This is a genomic window from Rhodococcus sp. ACPA4 (assembly GCF_002300185.1).
In the GTDB taxonomy this organism is placed as follows: domain Bacteria; phylum Actinomycetota; class Actinomycetes; order Mycobacteriales; family Mycobacteriaceae; genus Rhodococcus_F; species Rhodococcus_F globerula.
Map to the genome: position 1 here is coordinate 466,592 of NZ_NSDY01000002.1, position 19,096 is coordinate 485,687.

The 19,096-nt window shown below is 61.4% G+C and carries 18 protein-coding genes; 11 read left to right on the top strand and 7 right to left on the bottom strand.

What is annotated here, in order from left to right; genetic code table 11:
• Positions 1-39 precede the first annotated feature (39 nt).
• From CJ178_RS25380 to CJ178_RS25390, 3 genes are all read right to left on the bottom strand, one after another.
• Positions 40-1,278 carry an HNH endonuclease signature motif containing protein gene (locus CJ178_RS25380; protein ID WP_095888286.1) on the bottom strand — a complete coding sequence of 413 codons (1,239 nt, stop codon included), beginning with the start codon at positions 1,276-1,278 and terminating at the stop codon, positions 40-42.
• Positions 1,279-1,443: 165 nt separating this feature from the next.
• On the bottom strand, positions 1,444-2,400 hold the full coding sequence (locus CJ178_RS25385) for an esterase/lipase family protein (RefSeq protein WP_080711701.1): 957 nt from the start codon (positions 2,398-2,400) through the stop codon (positions 1,444-1,446).
• A 210-nt stretch (positions 2,401-2,610) separates the two neighbouring features.
• A complete protein-coding gene (locus tag CJ178_RS25390) occupies positions 2,611-3,222 on the bottom strand; it encodes a TetR/AcrR family transcriptional regulator (RefSeq protein WP_162487754.1) in 612 nt (203 codons plus the stop codon).
• A gap of 118 nt (positions 3,223-3,340) precedes the next feature.
• On the opposite strand from CJ178_RS25390, the gene CJ178_RS25395 reads away from it, so the two are divergent.
• The 4 genes from CJ178_RS25395 to CJ178_RS25410 all read left to right on the top strand — a co-directional run bounded on the left by CJ178_RS25395 (position 3,341) and on the right by CJ178_RS25410 (position 8,829).
• Entirely contained in the window at positions 3,341-4,543 is a 1,203-nt protein-coding gene (locus CJ178_RS25395; protein ID WP_095888287.1) for a CaiB/BaiF CoA transferase family protein, read from the top strand.
• A gap of 82 nt (positions 4,544-4,625) precedes the next feature.
• Positions 4,626-6,059 (top strand): aldehyde dehydrogenase family protein, encoded by a 1,434-nt coding sequence (locus CJ178_RS25400; protein WP_179300840.1) that lies wholly within the window; start codon positions 4,626-4,628, stop codon positions 6,057-6,059.
• A gap of 35 nt (positions 6,060-6,094) precedes the next feature.
• Positions 6,095-7,141 carry a zinc-binding dehydrogenase gene (locus CJ178_RS25405; protein ID WP_095888289.1) on the top strand — a complete coding sequence of 349 codons (1,047 nt, stop codon included), beginning with the start codon at positions 6,095-6,097 and terminating at the stop codon, positions 7,139-7,141.
• Between the two features lie 77 nt (positions 7,142-7,218).
• The gene (locus CJ178_RS25410; protein ID WP_095888290.1) at positions 7,219-8,829 is read left to right on the top strand and encodes an ABC transporter substrate-binding protein; all 1,611 of its coding nucleotides are present in this window, start codon (positions 7,219-7,221) and stop codon (positions 8,827-8,829) included.
• Positions 8,830-9,052: 223 nt separating this feature from the next.
• Here CJ178_RS25410 and CJ178_RS25415 read toward each other — a convergent pair whose 3' ends face one another.
• A complete protein-coding gene (locus tag CJ178_RS25415; RefSeq protein ID WP_072782646.1) occupies positions 9,053-9,886 on the bottom strand; it encodes a phosphatase PAP2 family protein in 834 nt (277 codons plus the stop codon).
• 106 nt (positions 9,887-9,992) lie between these two features.
• Between CJ178_RS25415 and CJ178_RS25420 the strand changes: the two genes are divergently transcribed.
• Positions 9,993-10,670, top strand: coding sequence for a response regulator transcription factor (locus CJ178_RS25420; protein WP_033234324.1), 678 nt, complete (start codon positions 9,993-9,995; stop codon positions 10,668-10,670).
• Positions 10,671-10,673: 3 nt separating this feature from the next.
• Here the strand turns inward: CJ178_RS25420 and CJ178_RS25425 are convergent, their stop codons facing one another.
• Positions 10,674-12,059, bottom strand: coding sequence for a sensor histidine kinase (locus CJ178_RS25425; RefSeq protein ID WP_033233915.1), 1,386 nt, complete (start codon positions 12,057-12,059; stop codon positions 10,674-10,676).
• A gap of 121 nt (positions 12,060-12,180) precedes the next feature.
• Here CJ178_RS25425 and CJ178_RS25430 point away from each other — a divergent pair, with 121 nt between their 5' ends.
• Positions 12,181-12,708 carry a hypothetical protein gene (locus CJ178_RS25430; RefSeq protein WP_162487755.1) on the top strand — a complete coding sequence of 176 codons (528 nt, stop codon included), beginning with the start codon at positions 12,181-12,183 and terminating at the stop codon, positions 12,706-12,708.
• Between the two features lie 43 nt (positions 12,709-12,751).
• Here CJ178_RS25430 and CJ178_RS25435 read toward each other — a convergent pair whose 3' ends face one another.
• On the bottom strand, positions 12,752-13,294 hold the full coding sequence (locus CJ178_RS25435) for a putative immunity protein (RefSeq protein WP_095888291.1): 543 nt from the start codon (positions 13,292-13,294) through the stop codon (positions 12,752-12,754).
• Positions 13,295-13,387: 93 nt separating this feature from the next.
• Between CJ178_RS25435 and CJ178_RS25440 the strand changes: the two genes are divergently transcribed.
• The 5 genes from CJ178_RS25440 to CJ178_RS25460 all read left to right on the top strand — a co-directional run bounded on the left by CJ178_RS25440 (position 13,388) and on the right by CJ178_RS25460 (position 18,120).
• Positions 13,388-14,548, top strand: coding sequence for a pyridoxal phosphate-dependent aminotransferase (locus CJ178_RS25440; protein WP_033233918.1), 1,161 nt, complete (start codon positions 13,388-13,390; stop codon positions 14,546-14,548).
• A gap of 64 nt (positions 14,549-14,612) precedes the next feature.
• Positions 14,613-15,218, top strand: a complete 606-nt coding sequence (locus tag CJ178_RS25445) for a TetR/AcrR family transcriptional regulator (RefSeq protein WP_033233919.1) — start codon at positions 14,613-14,615, stop codon at positions 15,216-15,218.
• A 40-nt stretch (positions 15,219-15,258) separates the two neighbouring features.
• Positions 15,259-16,680, top strand: a complete 1,422-nt coding sequence (gene purB / locus CJ178_RS25450; RefSeq protein ID WP_033233920.1) for an adenylosuccinate lyase — start codon at positions 15,259-15,261, stop codon at positions 16,678-16,680.
• 65 nt (positions 16,681-16,745) lie between these two features.
• Positions 16,746-17,162 (top strand): HIT family protein, encoded by a 417-nt coding sequence (locus tag CJ178_RS25455; protein WP_033233921.1) that lies wholly within the window; start codon positions 16,746-16,748, stop codon positions 17,160-17,162.
• Positions 17,163-17,460: 298 nt separating this feature from the next.
• On the top strand, positions 17,461-18,120 hold the full coding sequence (locus CJ178_RS25460; protein WP_033233922.1) for a response regulator transcription factor: 660 nt from the start codon (positions 17,461-17,463) through the stop codon (positions 18,118-18,120).
• Between the two features lie 55 nt (positions 18,121-18,175).
• Here the strand turns inward: CJ178_RS25460 and CJ178_RS25465 are convergent, their stop codons facing one another.
• A complete protein-coding gene (locus tag CJ178_RS25465; protein ID WP_092806376.1) occupies positions 18,176-19,093 on the bottom strand; it encodes a tyrosine-protein phosphatase in 918 nt (305 codons plus the stop codon).
• Positions 19,094-19,096: the final 3 nt, after the last annotated feature.

The following is a 19,096-nucleotide window of genomic DNA, read 5'->3' on the forward strand; positions in this document are numbered from 1 at the left end:
ACCGGGGCATGTTTCTGCCCCGGTGCACACGTTTGTTTTTCAGGCCGCTGTCGGCGGTGTGTTCCCGGGAACGGGAACTTGATACGGATCCACGGACATTGGCGGATAGAACCGGGTTTTTCGGTCGTCTCCGATGTCGACTCGCCACTCGGTGTGATGCATCATCCGATGGTGGTGACCGCATAACAAGATCAAATTATCGAGATCCGTGGGGCCGTCATCGAGCCAGTGGATCAGATGGTGGGCGTCGCACCAGCCCGGTGGGGTGCCGCAACCGGGGAAGGCACATCCGCCGTCTCGCACCGTCAGGGCCCGCCGCTGCGGGACGCTGGCAAGTCGCGCTTTCATGCCGTGATTGAGCGGAACACCGTTGCTATCGAGAAGGATTCGGGTGACCTCGCAGTCGCAGGCCAGCATGCGGGCGGTGTCGAGGCTGATGGGGCCGGCCCAGTTGGTGATCGCGTACCCGAGTTCCTCGGTGGAAGGCAACATGTCTTTGAGGGCCTGAAGATCGGTCATGTCTTTTGCGGTGGCGGTGATCGTCAGGTGCGGTTTCACGCCGCCTTCGACGGGACCGAGGCCCGCGGCTTCGTAGCGGCGCAGCATTTCGCAGAACCCGTCGGCGCGTCGAAGTGCCGGGGTGCGTTCGTCTTTCACACCGTCCTTCTCCGGCGTGGGCGCCGAGAGGGCGGACAGTAGTGCGATGAGACGGGCACCGTTGACGGCGTCGAGGTCACCTTTCACGCTGACTCGCCCGTACAAACCGCGGGAAGCGTAGAACTCGTTGAGCTCGGAGTCTTCACCGGCCGGCACTCCGTCGGCGCGGTTGCCGTACTGCTTCTGGATCCGTCTAATGGCCGCGCGGACGGAATCGCAGTCGGTGACCTTCTTCGAGGCGAGGGTCAGGAGGATGTCGCGGGCTTTCTCGACGTCGGCGAGGCTCATGTTCTTGGGCGGGTGCTGGCAGAAGTGGGCGACCTGCCGCGCTTTCAACGCGTCGATGTCGCCGTCGTGAAAAGATTGTCCGACAACAGGTTCGAGCATGAACAACCGCGCCAGGCCGACAAGTTGGCTGCATTCACCGATCTCGAGATTCGTGGACAGGTGCAGCCACTGCGCGATGGCCCGGAATCCTTTGCCGCCGAGTGTGTCGCGGGTGAACATTTCCGTGATCATCACGACCATGCGGGACTGCATCTGGTGCCGGGCGCGCGCGAGGTCGAGTACCTCGGTCTTGAGGCCCTCGCCGTCGTATTGCCACGCCTCCCGACTGTCCATGAACTAATTTTAGTCGAACATAATTTCGATTCCTAGGGGCATATCGGACAGGTTTGACGGAGATTTGATCGAACCATGTATTTGCACTGCTATTCAGCTCTTCGGCGGGAATCGATAAGTTCAAAAGCTTGATCGGACAATGTTGTCGGTGAATCCGCGAGCGAATCAACCCCCGTGAAACGGAGTCACCAATACGCAGGGCACGGCGCGGGTGCTCTCCGAGTCCAAGGCGTTGAGCACGTGCCCTGTCGCAACCCGTGATGCCGCAATGGCAAGATGGTCCGAGAAGTCCAGCGAACATTCATCCTGCACAAAGATATTCGTAGCATTAGGAGCCTCGGCATATCCACTGGTGTACGGGATCACCAGTTGGTCGTACCGGGTCATGATGTTGGTGTACGTCACGCTTGGCGCGTAGAGGCCTGCATAACTCCCTGCGTCACTCGCCCACAGTTTCGCCAGGAAATCTGACGCCGGAAGCCCTTGTGGGCAACCAGCGCAGAACGGAATCAAAGTCCGTGCGTCGTCGGGGGCCAAATCAAGGATCCACTGGCCGTCGCCGTTCGGACCAGTACCCAGAGTTCCCCTCCAGGCTGGACCCAGTGATACAAATTTATCCACAACGTGCGCTCCGCCAAAGTATTTGACGTAATAGTTGCCAACGAGGGTGCCCTCGGAAACGCCAACAATGCTGACCTTCTGCGCGCCTGTGGCAGTGCGAACACGCTCGACGAATTCCCCAACCTCTGCGGCGCTGTCCTCGAGTCGTCCCAGGCCGCCCACCGAATCGAACGGCGCCGGTAGGCTCGCGTTTTCCCCGAACGTCGGCGCAAAAACGCAGTATCCCTCGTTGGCTAGCAACGGTGAGATTGTGGTGAACATATTGAACCGGTTGGCACCCAATCCGTGTAGAAGAACCACAGGCTCTGGATGTGCGGCCGAAGGTACACAGTTCCAATCATTCGAGCCCGCCGCGGATCCGTATGGATCGCGGACCGAGTCCTGAACGAAGAGGTCATAGGGAACGGGATACTGAGGATCAGCTGTCGCAGTGGCACGGGATGAGCCGATCAGTAGTGCCAGGCCGGCCACCACAACCAGCATGGATCGAAACGCCGACATGCTCACCTCCGTGAATAGCGGACAATTGAATTCACGCTAACTGCCTTTGGTTGACAATGCGGAGGAATGATCAATACCTCTGGGTTATGGAATGACCTTGGCTTCAAAGGGGGTACGTGGCGTTTGCGACCCTCGCGTCATCGGTGGCGGGGGAGGGTCTGTCGTGTCGATGTCTTCCGGGGCGAGATGCGACAGTTCTCCGGCGATACGTTATTGATGGCCGCCGCGTAGCCCGTCGAGCATCAGGTCGAACACCGCGGAAGCGCGGCTGTCGAGCTCGACAGCGTCGATCCCGAGGTCGCGGGCGATACTCTCACGAAATATGCCGTATCCGAGATATGTTGCAGCACTGAGCGCGTGCATCACATCGCCGTCCGCGTCGGCAGGGAGTTCGCCCGTCTTCTTGTCCCGTTCGAGCGCAATACGAGTGGCGTCGAGACCCGGGAAGATCTGAAAGTCAGGATCCTCGTCGAGGGCGAGGAGCGCCTCGAGCTTGACGAAATCGCGCTTGGACAGGGCGATCTGCCACATGGCCCGGCGGCGGTCTGCAAATGGTTGGTCCCAGTGCGTTTTCGGGTCCGGGCGATTGCCTTCGAGTAGTCGCATAATCGCGGCGCGCAGCAGTCCTCGGCGGGTGCCGAAGTAGTGATAGATCTGCCCGTGGTTGACCCCGGCCTCTTTCGCGACCTCGCGCAGCGTGATTCCTGCCAGAACGCCATCGCGCTTGAGCAGTCGCAGCACTGCGTCGATCAGTTCGTTCTCGGTTTCTTCTCTGGTGCCTCGCGGGCGCCGGATGGGGGTCGAAGCATCTCTTTCGGACATGTTCTCCATGCTCCCAGCCTTCCTCGAAGCGTTCACGAGCACCGCTTGCCGTGACTCACTTCACAAGATACAGTCCACACCTACCAAACGTTAATAACGAACCGTTAATAGGTGGAACATGACCGAAACTGCGCTACCCCTCAAGGGAATCCGCGTCCTGGATATGGCAACGGTCCTGGCTGCGCCAGTGACCGCCACGTACCTCGGCGACTTCGGCGCCGAGGTCGTCAAGATCGAGGAACCCGGCACAGGTGACTTCATTCGTGGAGGCGGCGAGAGTAATTCCCTGCGATCACTGCAGTGGGTGCAAGAAGGACGAAACAAGAAATCGGTGACCGTCGACCTGCGCACCGAGCGGGGGCGTCAGCTGATCCGTGGGATGCTCCCGCATTTCGACGTGATCGTGACGAACTACCGTCCCCCCACACTGGAAAAGTGGGGATTGAGTCCCGAGACGATGGCCGAGATCAACCCCCGCGCCATCATTGTGTGCATCACCGGCTACGGCCTGACCGGGCCATATCGCGACCGGGGCGCATTCGATCGCATCGCGAGCGCATTCTCCGGACTGACCTACGTCACCGGAGAACCCGAGCGAGACCCGGTGCGGTCCGGCTACTCGGTGATCGATTACATGTCCGCATATCTCGCCGCGTTCGCCGCCGTAACCGCCCTGTATCACCGCGACCAGCACGGTGGCCCCGGACAGATCATCGACCTAGGCCTGTACGAAGCAGGGTTCCGCGCGTGCGAGAACGCACTGCTGACCTACGGCGCTGAAGGACATGTACGTGAACGCGCCGGCAACCGCAATCTCGGCATCGTGCCGGCCAGTGACTTCGACACGGCCGACGGTCGCCGCATATCACTGCACGCCGGCACTGACGCCCTCTTTCGCAAGTTCGCCACGGTGATCGGCCAACCCCACCTCGCGACCGATCGACGGTTTGCCACGAGAGCGGACCGAGTCGCGAACCAACAGCACTTGTATCCGATCATCGCCGAATGGGTCGCTGGCCAGACTGCCGACGGCGCAGTCAAGTTACTCAGCGACGCTGATGTGCCTGCGGCGCCGCTCATGAGCATCGCCGATATCGCGTCCGACCCGCACTATCGCGAACGCGGCACCATCGTGACCGTCGACGACATCGAATACGGCGAGCTGCCGATGGCCGCTCCCTTTCCCAAAATGAGCGCCACCCCGGGCACGATTCGCACTCTGGGGCCAGGCCTCGGGGAACACACCGACGAGATTCTGGCCCAGCTTCTACACCTGGACGACAGTGAGCTCGTTGGCTTGCGCGCCGACGGAGTCATCTGACGTCTGCGTCGAATTCTCGTAACCCACTGCCTTACAAGCTTATTCGATCACCGAAATGAACGACGCACAGAAAGTTGGTTCGATGTCCCCCATCTCCACCGTCCCTGACACCCTGAGGGTGATCAATCCGGCCACCGAGGAGGTTGCGGCCGAGCTCACAATTGACGGCGCGGACGAATGCGCTGCCGCCGTCGACCGCGCAACCGAGGCGCAGCGGGTGTGGGCTGCGATGGCCGGTGAACAGCGCAGCGAGCTGTTGTGGCGCTGGGCCCAACTGGTCGAGGACGACTGCGCCGAGCTCGGACGGCTCGATACCGAGGACACCGGCAAAGTGCTCTCCGATGCACGTGCTCAGGCCCGCCGTGGCGCCCGCCACGCCCGGTACTGGGCAGGCAAGGCAGACAAGCTTGTCGGTCAGCAGTTCGGCGATGTGCCCGGCCAGTTCTCCTACACGCGGCTCGAGGCCCTCGGTACCTATGTGGTGGTGCTGCCGTGGAACGCGCCGGCTCATTCGTTCATGGCGCGGGCCTGTCCACCTCTTGCCTGCGGTAACTCCGTCATTGTCAAGCCGTCAGAGCTCTCCCCGCGCTCAGCGATCCGGTTGGCCGAACTTGCCGTACAGGCGGGCATACCGACCGGCGTTCTCCAGGTGGTCGTCGGAGGCGGCGCCACCGGCGGCGCCCTGTGCTCGCACCCGGACGTGGCCGGGATTTCGTTCACAGGGTCCGTCCCGACCGGACAGCACATCGCCCGCGCGGCCGCCGATACATTCAAAAAGCTCACCCTCGAGATGGGCGGAAAATCGCCGATCATCGTATTCGACGACGCAGACCTCGACTCGGCTGCTCGCGCAACGGTCCTCGGCATCTTGAACAACGCAGGCCAGGTGTGCGCCGCCGGCAGTCGGCTCCTCGTCCATGCTTCTATCGCGAAGGATTTCGTGGCAGAAGTGGCCGCGCGTATGAGCAAGGTGCGTGTCGGTGATCCACTCGATCCGCAAACACAGGTCGGCCCCGTCGTCAGCAGCGGTCAGCACGAAAAGATCCTCGGATTCCTTGACACCGCGCGCAGCGAAGGAGCGCGGATCGTGCTCGGCGGCGACCGGGTGACAACACAGCAACGTGGGTTCTACATCGCCCCGACGCTGATCGACCAAGTCGACCCTGCGATGACAGTCGCGAGCCAAGAGATCTTCGGTCCGGTGCTCAGCGTGCTGACCTTCGAGACCGAGGCGCAGGTACTCGAACTCGCGAACGCCACAGAATTCGGGCTCTCGTCCTATGTGTGGACCCGCGACCTGGGTCGGATGATCCGGATGAGCGAGGGAATCGAAGCCGGTGTCGTGCACGGTAATTCGAATCTCATGCTGGACTCGGGGCTGCCGTTCGGCGGTTTCAAACAGAGCGGTCTCGGTGGCGCCTATGGCGATGATGCGGTCTCTGGCTGCACCCGAACAAAACGCGTCACGCTTCGTACCGCCAATACCCCCCTGCCCGGGCCGTGGCCGGGAATCTGACGTCATCCCTCCCACCCCAACTTTGGAGACCACTCATGCCAATGAACACCCGCATCATCGTCCAAGACGCGACCGACGGCCCCCTCGCTCTACGCGAGGTGACGCTGCCCGACCCCGGCCCGCATGACGTTCTCGTGCAGATCCATGCCACCGGCGTGTGCCAAAGCCAGCTGTTCTGGATGCACGCCGATCACGCCGAACCGATGTTGTTCGGACATGAGGGGTACGGCACCGTCCTCGCCACCGGATCCGCCGTCACCCACATCGCGGCCGGCGAGGCCGCGATGATCACGTGGGTGCCCCGCACCGACGACCGCATTCCCACCCGCGCTTCGATCGATCTTCCCGACGGACGCACAGCTCACTCACCCAACGTCTACACCTGGGCCGAACACGCACTGGTCGACGAACTGTATGTAATGCCGTTACCTCCCGAATCGCGTGAGGACGTCGTCTCGGTTGTCGGCTGTGCGGTTGTCACCGGTGCGGGCGCCCTCTGCAATGCTGCCCCCGTCGAACCCGGCAACACGGTCGCGGTGTTCGGCGCCGGTGGAGTCGGCCTGTCCGCCGTCGCCGCTGCATCGATCCGTGGCGCGTCACGCATCGTTGCAGTCGATCTCGATGCCGAAAAGCTCGCCTTCGCCAAACAATTCGGAGCCACCGACACCATCGATGCTTCGGTGACGGACAACCCCGCCGCAGCTATCGTCGAACTGACGGGAGGGGTCGACATCGCCGTGGACTGCGTCGGGCTCACCTCCACCACCGTGCAAGCCCTCGACAGTGTGCGCGCCGGTCGAGTCGGCGGTCGGCGAGGTGGCACGGTAGTCCTCGTCGGACTCCCCAAGGGCCTCACCGAACTCAACCTCGCCGGTCTCATCGGCGGTCAGAAGCAACTTGTCGGAACCACCGCAGGCGGCTGCGGCCAAGACGACATCGGGACGTTCCTCGACTGGCACACTGAAGGACTGCTCGATCTCAACACGCTCGTCACCAACCGCTACATCCTCGAGGACATCGACCGAGCTGTCAGTGACCTCGCAGCCGGCAGAGTTCTCGGCCGCGCAATAGTCACGATGTGACGGGCGTTCAGAACCAGGTGTCATCACCGCCAAATTCCCTGTCGCTCCGCGACTTTCGAAAAGAAGGTTAGAAAAAGATGAGACGACCGTCTCTTGCACGTGCAGGCACCATGTTCACTGCGTTGGCAGCTACCGTGGTGCTGCTTTCCGGATGTGCCGCTACCACTGATTCGGCGACCGATGCGTCCGGTGTGACGTCCGGCCTGGTCGGCAAACAACCAGACGGCGGCGAACCTACCTCCGGTGGCACGCTGTCCTATGCCACGCTCTCCGGAATCAGCAGCCTGGACCCGGTCAACCGCCAGGACAGCGGGGCAACCGGAGGTAGTGAGATGGCCGCCATCTACGACCTGTTGATTCGCTACGACACGGACGCCAAGGAATACAAGCCCCAGTTGGCGCAGTCTCTGGCAGTGAATGGCGACAACACCGTCTGGACATTGAAGCTGCGACCCGATGCGAAATTCAGCGACGGTACCCCTCTCGATGCGGACGCGGTGCAATGGAGCATCAATCGCTACCTGGAGAAGAACGGTCTGCAGACACAGGTATGGAAGGCTTCCGTCGCAGACATGACATCACCGGACCCGGCGACGGTGGTCTTCACCCTGAAGCAGCCCTGGAACGAGTTCCCGATCATGTTCACCACCGGACCGGGCATGATCGTCGCGCCCTCGTCCATGGCGACCGGGACGTTCACCCCTGTCGGTGCAGGGCCGTTCACCGTGGAAAAGTTTGCATCCCAGGAAGAATTGGTTCTCGCGGCGAGTTCGACTTACTGGAACGGACAACCTCGCCTGGCGAAGTTGCGCTTCCCGGTTATCCAGGGCGAACAAGCCAAACTCGAAGCGCTCCACAGTGGCGGCATCGACGCAGCGTACGTTCGACGATCAGAGGCCGTCCACAACGCACTGGCTGCCGGCGACATCGGCTACATCCACACCGTCAGTCTGGGAACCATCGGTCTGATCAACCAGCGAGAGGGCCGCGCAGCATCCGACGAGCGAGTGCGCAAGGCGATCGTTGCCGCGATCAACCCCGCCGTCTACAACGAGCGGGCCGAGGACGGCTACGGCATGCCCGGTAGCGACATGTTCCAGTCGTGGTCCCAGTGGCACGGCACGGTTGCAGCTGCCGGCTACGATCCCGAAGCCGCGAAGAAATACCTCGCTGAGGCCAAAGCCGACGGCTTCGACGGCAAGCTCACTTACGTCGGATCGAACAGTGCCGAGACCCAGCGAAATGCCCTCGCCTACCAGTCCATGTTGCAGGCCGTCGGGTTCACCGTCGAAATCTCTTACAGCCCAAGCATTACCGACCTGGTCAAGAGACTGTATGCCGACCACGACTTCGATGTCGCTCACGGGGGATTCAGTGTTCTCGAGGAGTCGCCGTTCGTGAGAATGTACGGCAATTTCCACAGCGAGTCCCCGTCGAACGTACTCGGCTACAAGAACGCGGAGATGGACCAGCTGCTCGCCCAACTGCAGACTGCGCCCAACGACGCCGACCGACTCGCCGTTCTCGAGAAGGTCCAAACCCTCGTCAACGACACGGCGCCCTTGGCCACTATCGGTGCCGGTAAGGTCCTCGTCACGTGGAGAAAGAACGTGCACGAGATCACGCCGAGCGCGGACGGAATCATGCTCTTCGGGAACGCCTGGCTCGCTGCCGATTCCGGGTCGTGAGCATGCCGCCACTTCACCCTTTACCCGCAGTCCGTCGGTTGCCCCCGGACAGGGAACGCCTGAAAGACACACCGCAAGAAATGAACTGGTTCCTGATTGGGATTATCCGAATAGGAACCTGAGCGGCAAGAGCTTGGACCCGGTGTTGCATCGGGTCCAAGCCTCTGGGGCGGTGCCTGAACCTGCTGGTGGCACATCGTCGACATGATTCTTCATGCCGTGTTCACAACGTGCGATATTCCGCAGCAGCAATTCTCGGGTCCGCCGAAGTCGACGGTGTGAGGGCGTCGTGTTTCGGGCGTGATCGGTTGTCGAGATACCGGAACGCCGCGCCGCCGATCGTGACGGCGAAAGTCGCGAGAGCTGCGCCGGCAACAACATCGGTGAGCCAGTGCACGCCCAGGTACAACCGAGTGAGCGCCACGACAAGAGTGACAACGACAGCCACGAGCATCAACAGCCGTTTGACTGAAGGTGTGTGCTGCATCGCAACAAGTAGAACAACGATGCCGATCAATGCCCCAGTGCCCGTTACATGTCCGGAGGGAAAGGAATGATCGGTCTCGAGGAGAACCTGAGAAGCTGTCGGGGGTCGCTCGCGAGCGACTACGGCCTTCATCACGGTGCTCGCCACCGCGGCCGAACCGACGGTGCCGACTACGACGATCCCGGGAATCACCGAGCGGGCCTGCCACGAAAGAACGGCGCCGGCTCCGATCCCGAGAATTGCTGTCGCAACTGGACTTCCGAGATCGGTCACGGCCACTGCAATCTGGTTGAGTCCGTGGCTTCGATGCGCGATCATCCATTCCGTCACAGGGCCGTCGAATCGGGACAACCACCCGTTGTGCATCACGGCAACGGAGAGGGTTACCAGAGCGACGATCAATCCGGTTGCGCGAATGACGCTCGATCGCAGCGTCGACGCCTGGTAGATCGAACCGAAAGCGAACAGAGCGGAAGCCAAGACGACAGCAGTCACAGCAATTTCTGCGCTGGAGCTTTCGGTCAGCACTTCGGTGACCGCGGTTCGCACGGCCGAGACAGTTGCAGGCATAGCCCGAAGTCTGCCGAGACGATGCTGAAGAAACGCTGAATGCACATTCGGTAACAGTGCGGGATCTGGTCTACTGGTTTCGGTATCGACGGAAATGGAGCCTGTGGTGCGAGTGCTGGTGGTCGAGGACGAGGTGCGCCTGGCTGAGACGATTCGGCGGGGGCTAGTGGCCGAAGGCTTTGTGACCACTGTCGAACACAATGGTGACGACGGGTTTGTCACTGCGTGTAGCAACGAGTTCGACGTGATAGTTCTCGACATCATGCTCCCCGGGAAACACGGTTACGACATTGTGCGTGACCTGCGCGCGCGTGCGGTCTGGACTCCGATCCTCATGTTGTCGGCGAAAGACGGGGAATACGACCTGGCCGACGCATTCGACCTCGGTGCCGACGACTACCTGGTCAAACCTTTTTCCTTTGTCGTGCTTCTCGCGCGCCTGCGCGCTCTGGTACGGCGCGGTGCTCCACAACGCCCGACGGTACTGACCGTTGGCGACCTTGCGCTCGATCCAGCTCGCCACCAAGTGAGCCGGGGTGCAACCGAATTGACGCTCACACCACGCGAGTACAGCGTTCTCGAATTCCTGATGCGGAACAGCGGAGTTGTCGTGACGAAGCGCGAGATCGTCAGATCCGTCTGGGATATCAATTACGAAGGCGACGAAAACATCGTCGAGGTCTACATCGGATACTTGCGTAAGAAGGTTGACGTACCGTTCGGGAAACACAGTATCGAGACGGTGCGAGGTGTCGGGTACCGATTTGTGAGCGAATCGGACTGAAGGTCAGTCTTCGGTCTTCGGGATCACAATCTCGAATCTACTTCCACCACCGAACCTTTCACTCATTGTGATAGTTCCACCATGCGCGGCGGTGATATCCGACGCGATGGCCAATCCCAGGCCGGTGCCGCCACCCTGCCGCGAGCGCGGGGAATCGAGCCTGACGAACCGGTCGAATATTCGCAGACGTTCGGCCTCGGGTATGCCCGGTCCGTCGTCCTCGATCACGATGTGTGCGCCGTCCTTGCTGTGGAAGCAGTGCAGCCACACCTGCGACCCAGCATGTCTGATGGCATTGTCGACGAGGTTGCGCACCAACCGGGTCAGCGAACGTGGGTCACCGCTGACTCGAACCGGCGCAATCTCCACTGTCACTGTGAGGCTCGAGATCCCGGCGATTCGGGTCTTTTCGGTGAGAAGGATGTCATCCAAATCGACATCGACTACGGCCCATGGGTGTTCGGCGTTGCTCTCGTCGGAACGGGCAAGTGTCAGAAGGTCGTCGATGAGTTGGCGCATTCGACGGGCCTCGGGCAGCAATGCATCTTCGATCAAGGCATCGTCGAGTAGTTCGGGGCGTCGATGTGCAAGTTCGAGAGCAGTTGTGATGGTGGACAACGGGCTTCGAAGTTCGTGGGAGGCGTCGCTGACAAACCGTTGCTGTGCTTGTGCGCCTTCGTCGAGGCGGGCCAACATGTCGTTCATTGTCCTTGCGAGGCGGGCAATCTCGTCGTTTCCCGACGGAACTGGCACTCGTTCGCCGCGGCTTCCGCTCGAGATCGACGCCACCCTGGATCGAATACGTTCCACGGGGGCAAGTGCTGAACCCACGAGGCGGTACGTCGCGAAAGCGGCCAACCCGAGAACAAACGGTCCCACCACCGCCAAAAGTATTGCCACAGCGGTCACTACGGATTCGACGGGTTCTCGGTCCGCCCCGACAAAGACGGTGACAGGCCCGGTAGGTGTCGCGACGCCGCGGCCGATAAGCCAGTAGTCGCCGTTGTCGTCCACTTCGACGCGACCGAGCGACGCAGCGTCTCCGGGTTCGAGCGTCTTTTGGGAAAGTAGTTGGTTTCCGGTACCGGGGGACTGCACCAGAACTCGATGATCCGGACCGACGATCTGAACGATCCCGACCTGGCTGTCCGTCGAGAGCAAGGACGGATCGAGATCGGCTGCGCTTTCCGCTGTGAGTTCCTGTACGAGTTGAGTGGCGCGAGTGTCCGCGGTGTCCTGCGCCGACAGTTGAAGCGAGTGTGCGAGAAGAAGTATGAGCGCGCACCCCGCTGCTACCAGGCAGAACGCTATGACCAGCGTCGACGCCACAGTCGAGCGGATACGAACACTCCACTGTGAGGGATGGAGAATCGACGACGCGAAGTTCATGCCGTCCAGTCTCGCCCAGGGAAGGAAGTATGCAAGATCCTTCTCAGCATCCTTTCAACTGAGGATCACTTATCGTGTGGTGTCGTTGGTGTCCGATAGTCGGGGGATTGCAATGGGAAACGTGCCAAGTGGTTCGCAAGACCTTCGTGTGGTCGGTGAGATTCAGGTGGACGAAGACGGCTTCTTCGCGTTGGTGAACGCTTCGACCTACGAGGGTTTTGTGGACGAGGACTGGAGCCTGCCGCAACTGTTGGAGCATTTTGCGGCCGCGCGTCGGCTCGCGTCGGCATTTGTTGTATTCGTGGGCCCGGAGGCCGATGGCACAGAGGTGAATGTCAGGCTCGGTCACCCGAAACGTGTTCCCGACGACGGCGCATCTGCCCGGATCGATGTTACCGATGGAGTGCTTTTTGTCCCGTCGTTCACGGATCTGACGATGGCGGCCCAGTTCGCGGACAGCGCCGTCGTCGAGCATCCGGAGCGCACCACTCAGGTACACGTTCCGGGTGGAACTTACGAGATCCTTGCTTGGCGAACTGGGGAGTCGTTGCATGTCTCGCTGGAGCGGGTGGGTGAGCAGCATCTTGCTGTACCGACAGATCAGTGGGATGGCACGGTTGCGTGGTTTTCCGCACAACTCGGAAATTAGCTTGATTGAATCGAAAAATGTTTTAGGAGAGAGTGATTCGTCGCTAGGTTTCGAGGTGGCGTAGGGAGCTGTCGAGCGTGCTCATGAGTTGGGCAAGCCTGTTCTTCCCTATCGGGGCAGTCGGGTATCGCCCGAGGACGTCGACCAGCACAGAGGTCGCGCGATCGCAGGTCGACTTTATGGACTGTGCTGCGGCGGCTTCATCGCCGCCCGCCTCGAGTTCGGCTACTCGGGCGGCACACGCCGCCGCTCGCAAGATGTGGCCGACTTGCGTCGCTCTCGCGATGGGGTGCAGGTAGGCAGCAGCTGCGGCGTCACCGCAGGCCCGTGCCGCGAGCTGCCCGGCCTCGCTCGTGATCTCCTGTGCAGCCCGGTGTGCATCGAGGGCGGCGACGCGCTGCAAGATCGTTCTCGGCGCTCCGTCGGCGAAAGCCCGTGCGGCGTCGAGTGCAGCTCGCGGGCGTGGGTCGTCGGGTGCTTCGGCCTCGAAATAGGGCAGTAGCTGCTGAGCGCTTTCGGCGGCGAAGCTTGCGACTGTGCGTAACTCGTCTGCCGTCAATGGGAAGTCGCTGTGTGCCTGTGTCATCGCTTCGATTCTCTCAGGTGGCTTTCCGGACCGTAATGCTACTGATCGAGAACCCGCTGACACCCGATTGCCTGTACCGACTACCGTCGAGGTGTGCGCTCAGAATCTCGTCGATCGAACATCCAGACTTTCCACGTCATGGACGTGTGGAAAGCCGCCACCGAACGTCAGCGGACTCATGGTGACGTCCTGACGTTGGCGGCCGGCCAGCCGTCGACGCCCGCGCCCACCCCGGTGCTGGCCGCAACGCGCGAGATCCTCGGCACAGAACTGTTGGGATACACCGAGACGTTCGGCATTCTTCCGCTTCGTGAGGCCATCGCCCGGTACCACGCGCAGAGTTCGGGAATCACCGTCGACGCCGATGACGTCGTTGTCACCACCGGATCTTCGGGTGCATTCACCTTGCTGTTCCTGGCGGCGTTCGACGAGGGCGATACCGTCGTCGTGGCGCGTCCAGGCTACCCGGCCTACCGCAATACGCTTGCGGCGCTGGGATGTAACGTCGTGGAACTCGATTGTGGCCCAGCTACCAGGTACCAGCCGACCGTCGAGATGCTCGACGCGCTGCCGACGCCGCCGGCCGGACTGATCGTTGCCAGCCCCGCCAACCCGACGGGTACCGTCATCGCACCCGAAGAGCTTGCCGCACTGGCGAAGTGGTGCGACAAGAACGGAACATTGCTGATTTCCGACGAGATCTATCACGGCATCGGCTACGGAGACCAGCAGACGTCGAGTGCCTGGGAAACGTCCCGCGAATCCGTGGTCATCGGCTCGGTGTCCAAGTACTTCTCCATGACCGGGTGGCGTCTCGGCTGGATGCTGGTGCCCACTTACCTGCGTCGCCCGCTACAGAGACTGGCGTCGAACATGACCGTGTGCCCGCCCGCAATTTCGCAGTACGCCGCAATCGAAGCGTTCTCGGCGGAAGCGAAGATCGAGCTGGACGGCCACGTCGAGCGGTACGCGCTCAACCGTGAACTTCTGCTGACAGGCCTGCCGAAACTCGGCATCACCGAACTTGCTCCTGCGGACGGCGCTTTCTACGTGTACGCCGATATCGGACATCTGTGCGGCGACGAGGGCGCAACTGCCTGGTGCTCGCGGTTGCTGACAGATACCGGAGTCGCGCTTGCGCCGGGAATCGACTTCGACACGGTGCACGGAGATCGGATGGTTCGCCTCTCGTTTGCCGGTGCCACTGCGGATATCGAAGAGGCGCTGCGACGCCTCGAAACGTGGCTCACGTAACAATCAACAGGACGTTCGGGCTGTTTTCCGGTGCCGACACTGCTGAAACTGGCACGATGGAAACGTGTCGGGAGCCGCAACACCCAAGGGAGCAAAACGCCGCCAAGCGTTGGTGGCGTCTGCTGCTGAACTTTTGCTGGAAGGTGGATTCGACGCGGTTCGTCATCGCGCGGTCGCTACCAGGGCCGGTCTTCCGCTGGCCTCGACAACCTATTACTTCGACTCGCTCGACGATCTCATTGCGTGTGCCGTCGAGTTGAACGGTAATGCCGACATGGATGCGGTTCGGGCCCGTGTTGCGGCGGTGACTCAGCGTCGCCGGGGCCCGGAGTCCACCGTCGACCTGCTGGTGGAGGTTCTGCTCGGCGAAGACGAGAAGCGGCCGGAGAGCCGAGAACGATTGATCGCGCGGTACGAGAGATTTGTGGCGTGCGCCCGCCACCCGGCACTGCGTGAAGTCCAGTTGCGATTGCGCGCGCAACTGGACGAGGCGCTCACCGAGGCGTTGGCACGGTCGGGTCGCACCAGCTCGGAAGGGCAGTTGCGACGCCTTGTTGCGATGGTCGACGGCGCCATGATCTCGGCCCTGGGGGAGTACGACCCCGATCCACGTGGATTGGCGCGCGGAATGCTCCTCGAATCCATCGACGTGATGGCCCCACCTGCGTAGGGGTAACAGCACTGTTCACGCACCGTTAGACTGAGGCCTCGTGAGCCGCATCCCGAATGTCCTTGCCAACCGTTACGCCAGCCCGGAGCTTGCAGCTCTGTGGTCTCCCGAGCACAAGATTGTGCTCGAACGACAGTTGTGGGTGGCGGTGTTGCGGGCACAGGCTGAGCTGGGCATCGACATTCCGGCCGACGCTATTGCCGATTACGAGCGAGTCATCGACAACGTCGATCTTGCGTCCATCGCGGATCGTGAGCGCGTCACCCGCCACGACGTGAAGGCACGTATCGAGGAGTTCAACGCTCTTGCCGGTCACGAGCAGGTTCACAAGGGCATGACCAGCCGCGACCTCACCGAGAACGTCGAGCAGTTGCAGATCGTCCGCTCACTCGAGCATGTCTACAGCCACGGCATCGCCGTCGCCGCCCGTCTGGGTGAGCGCGCTGCCGAGTACTCGTCCATCGTGATGGCCGGACGCTCGCACAACGTCGCAGCTCAGGCGACGACATTGGGCAAGCGTTTTGCTTCCGCAGCCGACGAACTGCTGGTCGGTTTGACCCGTCTGCGTGAGCTGATCGACCGTTACCCGCTGCGCGGAATCAAGGGCCCGATGGGTACGGCTCAGGACATGCTCGACCTTCTGGACGGTGATGCGGCGAAGCTCGAGCAGCTCGAGACGAAGGTTGCCGAGCACCTCGGGTTCACCAACGTTCTCACCAGCGTCGGCCAGATCTACCCGCGCTCGCTCGATCACGACGTCATCTCCGCGCTCGTTCAGGTGGGCGCAGCGCCGTCGTCGTTCGCTCACACCATCCGTTTGATGGCCGGCCACGAACTGGTGACTGAAGGCTTCCAGCCGGGCCAGGTCGGCAGCTCCGCGATGCCGCACAAGATGAACACCCGCTCGTGCGAGCGCGTCAACGGCCTACAGGTCATCCTGCGCGGCTACGGGTCCATGGCTGCCGAGATGGCGGGCGCTCAGTGGAACGAAGGCGACGTCTTCTGCTCCGTCATTCGCCGAGTCGCATTGCCTGACGCATTCTTTGCGATCGACGGCATGTTCGAGACGTTCCTGACCGTGCTCGCCGAAATGGGCGCGTACCCGGCCGTCATCGAGAAGGAACTGACCCGCTACCTGCCGTTCCTCGCAACGACGCGTGTACTCATGGCAGCAGTTCGCGCCGGTGTCGGACGTGAGACCGCGCACGAAGCCATCAAGGAAAATGCTGTCGCCGTGGCACTCGCGATGCGTGAAGAGGGCAAGGAACCCGATCTGCTCGATCGCCTGGCTGCGGACGACCGACTTCCCCTGGATCGCGCTGCCCTCGACGAGGCACTCGCGGACAAGGCGGCCTTCATCGGTGCCGCGTCGGCTCAGGTCGACGCCGTAGTGGCCGAGGTACAGAAGCTTGTCGACGCCAATCCTGAAGCTGCGGCATACGCGCCGTCGCCGATTCTGTAGGGGCTACCCCCCGTGCGCCTTTCTGGTAGTGGCCACTGCCGAAAAGGCGCACAGGGTCGAAGACCATGAACTGCATCTTCTGCTCCATCATCGCCGGCGAAGCCGAGGCAAGTGTTGTCTACGACGACGCGAATGTACTTGCCTTCATGGATATTCGGCCGTTCACGTCGGGGCATCTGCTGGTGGTGCCGAAGCGTCATGCCAGCGGATTGTCGACCCTCGATTTCGACGAAGGTGCCAGGATATTTGCAGTCGCGCAAAAGATCGCCACAGCGATGCGTACCGGACATCTGCCCGTCGACGGGGTGAACCTGCATCTCTCTGACGGAGCCGTTGCAGGGCAGGAAGTTTTCCATGTTCATCTGCACGTCATTCCGCGCAATCGGGGCGACGGTTTCGGGCTTCGTGCAATTCCGCGCACACCCACCAGGTCAGTTCTCGACAGTACGGCTGCTGTCATCCGAGACGCCCTGATCCAGTAGTTCACCCGACGTGGGTGCTTCGGGGACTTTGGTTATCGAGCTACCGTGGGGCCGACTGCTGGTGGTATCGCCGTTGATGCACATCATGGTTCTCGTATTTCCGCTTCTACGGTCCGCTGGAACCCTATTTCGATCGAAGTCGGAAACTGGGAGATATCACTCTGGTCCGGTGAGGCCGAAATATACCGCGGTTATCGAACGTAAACGGGCAATCCGGCAAATCGGTGTAACTGTGCGTCTGCCATCATCGAGATCGATAACGTGGATTAAATACCACGCCGAGCTGGAGGATGATCGCGTGATTACAGTACTCATCGCCGACGATCAGCAAGTTGTCCGTCAAGGGTTCGAGCTTTTCCTCACCGATCACCCTCGCATCGAGGTCGTCGGCCATGCGGCATCGGGATTCGAAGCACTTCAGCAAGTCCGATTGCTTCAACCGGACGTGGTTCTCATGGATATCCGCATGCCGCACGGTGACGGGCTGACTGCGACTTTCGAGGTTCTGAAGGAATTCCCGAAAACTCGGATTATCGTCGTAACGACGTTCGACCTCGACGAGTACGTTTTTGGTGCGCTCGACCTAGGCGCGGTCGGGTTCCTGCTCAAAGACACCGACCCGGACGATTTGGTGGACGCGGTCATTGCCGCTGCAGACGGTGGCTCGGTATTGTCGCCGAAGCTCACCCGCAGAATGGTCGCCGAATTCGCGCGTCGTAAACCGTCTGCCCCAGTCGAATTTCCCGACCACGGATTGAGCGTTCGGGAAATGGAAGTGGTCCAGCTACTTTCGAGTGGGTTGGGTAACGGTGAGGTGGCCGACGCGATGAAACTCGAACTGAGCACGGTGAAATCGCATATCGGCAATATCTGCCGGAAACTCGATGTCCGCACGCGGGTGCAGATTGTCATCTGGGCGTATCGGAACAATATGGTGAGAGATTCACGGGTTCGATAAGAGCACGTGGTGCCCGCCTCCGCAAAGCGGCGACGAACACCACGTGAGAGTGCACTTATCCGAGCAGCTTTGCCTTCAGCGTTGCGATAGTCGACCGACTGAGCCCGAGGCCCTCGGTCAGGTAGCGATCGATGGTTCCGTACGAGGATTCCACTTGATCGAGTCCGGCTTCGATGTAACCGGCCTCGACTCCGAGGAGAGGCTCCATATTGGTTGCCACTGCCGGACCAGCCACGCTGGAGATGTACGCGAGTGTTGCCTTGATGCTTTCGGTCGAGTACTCGTTGGTCAGCATGTAATCACTCATGATCGTGGCGCGGTCGACGCCGGCGATGCTCAGAAGCAACATCGAGGCCCAGCCGGTGCGGTCCTTACCGGCGGTGCAGTGAAAGACCTGTGGCCCATCGGTTTCCGCGAGCGACGTGAGCAGTTGAGTGAATCCGGCCCGTTCTGCGGTGCCCGTGACAAACGCGCGGTTTGCATCCTGCATCAACGACCGGGCTTCTTCGGGCGACTTGATCTGGAATGCCATCTGGTAGATGTCGCCGGCCAGGACCGGGATGTTCTCGTAAGCGACCCCGGCAGGCAGAACATCCGGCTTGTCGGCGATTTCGGCTGCGGTGCGCAGGTCGTAGACCTTGGTCAATCCGAGTGACTCCAAGGCAGCCATGTCGGCGCCCTTCGGTGTGATGGCATTGGCCCGGTAGAAAACACCCTTGTTGACGTGTTGGCCGAAGGAGCCCGAGTACCCGGATCCGGTCCCGGCGACGTCGCGGAAGTTGTCGATACCCACCAGGCGCGGAGCATCGGCAACCTGCTGTGAGCTGCCGAAATCCAAAGAGCCGAAGTCGAGCGAGCCGACGGGCGGCTGGGGAGCAGCCTGGGCAAGTGCAGCGCCGCCGATCAGGAGACTGCTCGAGATCGCCAGTGCTGCGACGGCACGGACGCCGGTGTTGCGTGAAGTTCGTGACATGTG